General features: G+C 68.2%; 3 protein-coding genes. 2 read left to right on the top strand and 1 reads right to left on the bottom strand.

All coding sequences use genetic code 11. The features are described 5' to 3' along the window. Positions 1 to 2,510: UPF0182 family protein (locus tag GX015_RS02955; protein ID WP_291342688.1), on the bottom strand; the 2,510-nt coding region annotated here is incomplete at its 3' end. A 126-nt stretch (positions 2,511 to 2,636) separates the two neighbouring features. Here GX015_RS02955 and GX015_RS02950 point away from each other — a divergent pair. Both GX015_RS02950 and GX015_RS02945 read left to right on the top strand, forming a co-directional pair. Continuing rightward, positions 2,637 to 3,200, top strand: a complete 564-nt coding sequence (locus GX015_RS02950) for a PPA1309 family protein (protein ID WP_291342686.1) — start codon at positions 2,637 to 2,639, stop codon at positions 3,198 to 3,200. A gap of 183 nt (positions 3,201 to 3,383) precedes the next feature. Next, on the top strand, positions 3,384 to 4,125 hold a 742-nt coding region (locus GX015_RS02945), incomplete at its 3' end, for a GDSL-type esterase/lipase family protein (RefSeq protein ID WP_291342684.1).

Genomic DNA, 4,125 nt, shown 5'->3' with positions numbered 1-4,125 from the left:
GTCAGCAGGTTGCCGTTGGTCACCACGTTGGTGCCCTCCAGCAGCGTGCGGTCCTGGGCGACCTCATCGGCCGACATCATCGTGTCCTGCGCCTGCTTCGGGCCCATCGTCTGGGTGTTCGTCGGCAGCGCGCGGATGGTGATGCGGCCGTAGGTCTCCGGATCGGACGACACGGTCATGTGCGCCGAGAGGAACTCGCGCTCCAGGCCACGGAAGGCGGAGATCAGCTGGAAGCTGGACTCACCGGTCTCCGGGTCGGCCGCCACTACGTAGTACGGCGGCTGCGACAGGCCCTGGTCCTCCGGGGCGGTCGGGTCGTTCGGCACCGACCAGAAGGCGTCGTTGGTGAAGAAGATGCCCGGGTCGGACACGTGGTAGCGGGCCATCAGCTCACGCTGGACCTTGAACAGGTCCTCGGGGTAGCGCAGGTGCTCCTGCAGGGCGTCGGAGATCTCCGACTTCGGCTTGATGACGTCCGGGAACACCCCGCGCCACGCCTTGAGCACCGGGTCATTCTCGTCGTACTCGTAGAGCTCCACGGTGCCGTCGTACGCGTCGACCGTGGCCTTGACGGAGTTGCGGATGTAGCTGACCTCGCTGTTGGGCAGCGGGCGCGACGTCCCGTCCGGGTTCAGCGAATCCTGCGTCGCCTCCTGGAGGCTCGTGCGCTCGGAGTACGGCATCGACGCCAGGGTGGTGTAGCCGTCGACGATCCACTTGATCCGGCCGTCGACGACCGCCGGGTAGGTGCGGGTGTCCGTGGTCAACCACGGGGCGACCTTCTGCACGCGCTCGCGGGGGTCACGCTCGTAAATGATCTTCGACTCGGGGCCGACGCGATCCGACAGGAGGATGTTGACCTCCTGGTAGCGGGTGGCGAAGACCAGGCGCTCGAAGATGTTGCCCACGTCGACGCCGCCGGAACCGTCGTAGGTGAAGTTGCGGCCGTCGGCGTCGTACTCGAAGTCGGTGCCGTCGCCGGAACCGCCGACGATCGCGTAGTCCGCGTCGGAGTTGGCGATGACCGGGCCGTAGTAGATGCGCGGCTGCTCCAGCTCCAGGTTCATGCCGTTCGGGTCCTCGGACTCGAACAGGTCGGCCACGGTGTACAGGGGGTAACCGCCGCGCGCCGAGCCGGCCTCCGCCGCGACCTCGTCGACCCGGTTGGCCGGGGCGGCGACGAAGCCGTTGCCGTGGGTGTACACGGTGTGGCGGTTGATCCAGTCCTGCTGGTTGCCCTGCAGGGTTTGCGGGTTCATCTCGCGGGCGGCGACGACGAAGTCGCGCATCTCGCCGTCGACCTCGTAACGGTCGATGGACAGCGACTCCGGGAAACCGTAGAAGTTCTTCAGCTGGCGCTGCTGCGTGAACGTCGGCGACAGCACCTCGGGGTCGAGGATGCGGATGTTCGCCAGGGTGTTGGTGTCCTGGGCGATGGACTCGGCGCCCTCCTCCTGGGAGACCTCGTCCTCTTCTTCCTCGCCCGGCACGCCCCAGTTGCGCTCGACCGAGACCTTGTCGTCGGTCAGGCCGTAGTGGTAGCGCGTCGACTCGATGTTGCGGGCGATGTACTCCCGCTCCTTCGCGGCGCGGTTCGGCGACACGGAGAACTGCTCGACGACCAGCGGCCACGCCACGCCGATGATGCCCGCGGAGACCAGCATGAGCACCGTCGCCATGGCCGGGATGGCCAGGTTGCGCAGGAAGATGGACGCGAAGAACGCGGCGGCGACGACGATCGAGATGACCAGCAGCACGATCTTCGCCGGCAGCAGCGCGTTGATGTCGGTGTAGGAGCCGCCGGTGAACGTCTGCTGGCGGTTGCCCAGCATGTCGTAGCGGTCCAGCCAGTAGGCGGCGGCCTTGAGCAGCATGAACACGCCGGCCCACGACGCCAGCTGGGCGCGCGCGGCGCCGGAGACCCGGGTCTTCTCGCCGGTGGTCGGGTTGCCCGCGCGGATGCCGCCGAGCATGTAGTGCGTCACCAGCGACAGCAGGAACGCCACGATGATCGCCAGGATGGCGGTGTCCACCAGAAAGCGCCAGAACGGCAGATCGAAGGCGTAGAACCCCAGGTCCTTCTGGAACTGCGGGTCGGTCTGGCCGAAGCTCTCGCCGTTGAGGAACAGCTGCACCGTCCGCCAACCGGCCTGCCCCACCAGGCCCGCGAACAGCGCGAACACCAGCGGGATGCCGATGAGCACCGGCTTGTGCGACGACTCGACCATGCGGCGGTAGATCGCCTGCGGGCTCTGCGGGTCGAGCGGGCCCGGGTCATGGGGACGATGCCGCCACGCCAGCCACATCGACAGGAAGACGATCACGCCGACCAACGCGCCGATGAGGAAGAACAGGATGACCCTGGTCACCCACGTTTTGGCGAAGACGCCGCGGAAGCCCACCTCCCCGAACCACTGGAAATCGACGTAGACGTTGACTATGACGGGAACGAGCAAAGCAAGGATCGCGAGGATCATCACCGTGGTGGCGAGCCACCCCGGCCTCGGCATGCCCGTGCGGCCCAGTCTGGTCGGGCTGGTGGACAAGGGGTCTCCTAGTCGTTACGGGTTGTGCGGTCTCCCCTACTCTATTGAAAAACCCCCTGGGGCAAACTCAGTTACCGGAAAGGCGCTCCCATGACCGACGATCGCACGCTGTCCCCGCAGGCCCTCAACCGCGCGGTGCGCGAGGCCGTCGACTTCGTCCATGCCGAGGGCTGGGACGCGCCGCCGACGCTGTTTGCGCTGGTGCCCACGGAGCTCGTCGCCGACGCGCTCGACCCGGAGCTGCTCGACGAGTCGCCGCTGACGGTCGTGGTCCAGGAGGAGCTGCCGGAGGGCATCGACGGCGGTTCGCCGGAGCTGTCCGACTTCATCGCGCGCACCTCATGGCCGGAGGGCGTCGTCGGCGCGGTGCTGGCGCAGGAGATCCTCATCGTCGCGCCGGAGGACGCCGACGCCGTCGAGGGGCTCAGCCTCGAGGAGATCCGCGCCTCGGCGGGCGCCGGCGCCGCGCGGCAGGCCCGGCTGTTCACGGGCGTGCTCGACGACGGCCCCTCCCTCACCCTGATCCAGCCCCGCCCCACGAACGCGGAGCTCGCCGAGAAGGGGCCGTTCGCCGAGGACGACGTCGAGCTGCGTTCGGGCGAGGGCCTGGCCGACGGCGTCGTCGGCGCGCTGCGGTCGACGTTCATGAACTGACCGGGCGACCCCACGGGTTGACTTCATTCGGCAAAACGTGTTTCATAACGCGGAGATAACGGCGCCGTAACGCGACGATCCCGGTCATCGGGGTGCGCGGCGGCGTCGTAAAGCACTCGCGAAGCATCGACGCGACGCACCCGCCGGGGCGCGCACGCACGACACGACCGAAGAGGAACCCGCATGAAGTCGACCACGACCCGCCGCATCCTGGCCACCACCGCAGCCGTGCTCACCGCCGGCGGCGCCCTCATCGCGGGCAACACCGCCACGGCCAACCCCAACGGCGAGTACGTGGCCTTCGGCGACTCCTTCGTGGCCAACCCCGGCGCCACCGACGAGGCCAACGGCACCGGCCGCCCCGGTGCCGTCTGCCCGGTGTCCACCACTAACGTCGGCCACAACGTCGCCCACCAGCTGGACATGCAGTTGCACGACTACACCTGCAACGGCACCGTCGCCTACGTGCCCACCACCCCGAAGACCCTGGCCGGCTACGTCGAGACCGCCATCCAGAACGGCCACGTCAACGGCAACACCCGCCTGATCACCGTCGCCATCGGCGCCAACGACGCCATGCAGGCGTTCTGGGCCCCCAACGAGGTGCAGAACGACATGTTCCACGAGTCGGTCACCGGCTCCATCAACCGCCTGAAGGAGCACGCCCCCAACGCCCGCATCATGGTCATCGGCCTGCCCGAGATCGCCTCGCGCGACGGCGAGAACTACATGTGCCCCGCCAACGTCTTCGGCAACGCCCCGCGCGTGCCCATGGCGCCGGTCCGCGTCGTCGAGGATGCGCTGCAGGCCCGCCAGTTCAATGCCGCGCAGGCGACGGGCTCGACGTTCATCAACATGAAGGACGTCTCCAACGTCGACGCCGCCATGTGCGGCCCGGACGGCGAGCGCCACGTCTCCGCGTTCC

The sequence above is a fragment of the Corynebacterium sp. genome (assembly GCF_012837295.1).
Lineage (GTDB): Bacteria > Actinomycetota > Actinomycetes > Mycobacteriales > Mycobacteriaceae > Corynebacterium.
This window is presented reverse-complemented; position numbering and strand designations above follow the sequence as displayed.

Coding starts and splice junctions, on each gene's coding strand:
- GX015_RS02950 (WP_291342686.1), top strand. CDS start 2,637: ATGACCGACGATCGCACGCTGTCCCCGCAGGCCCTCAACCGCGCGGTG.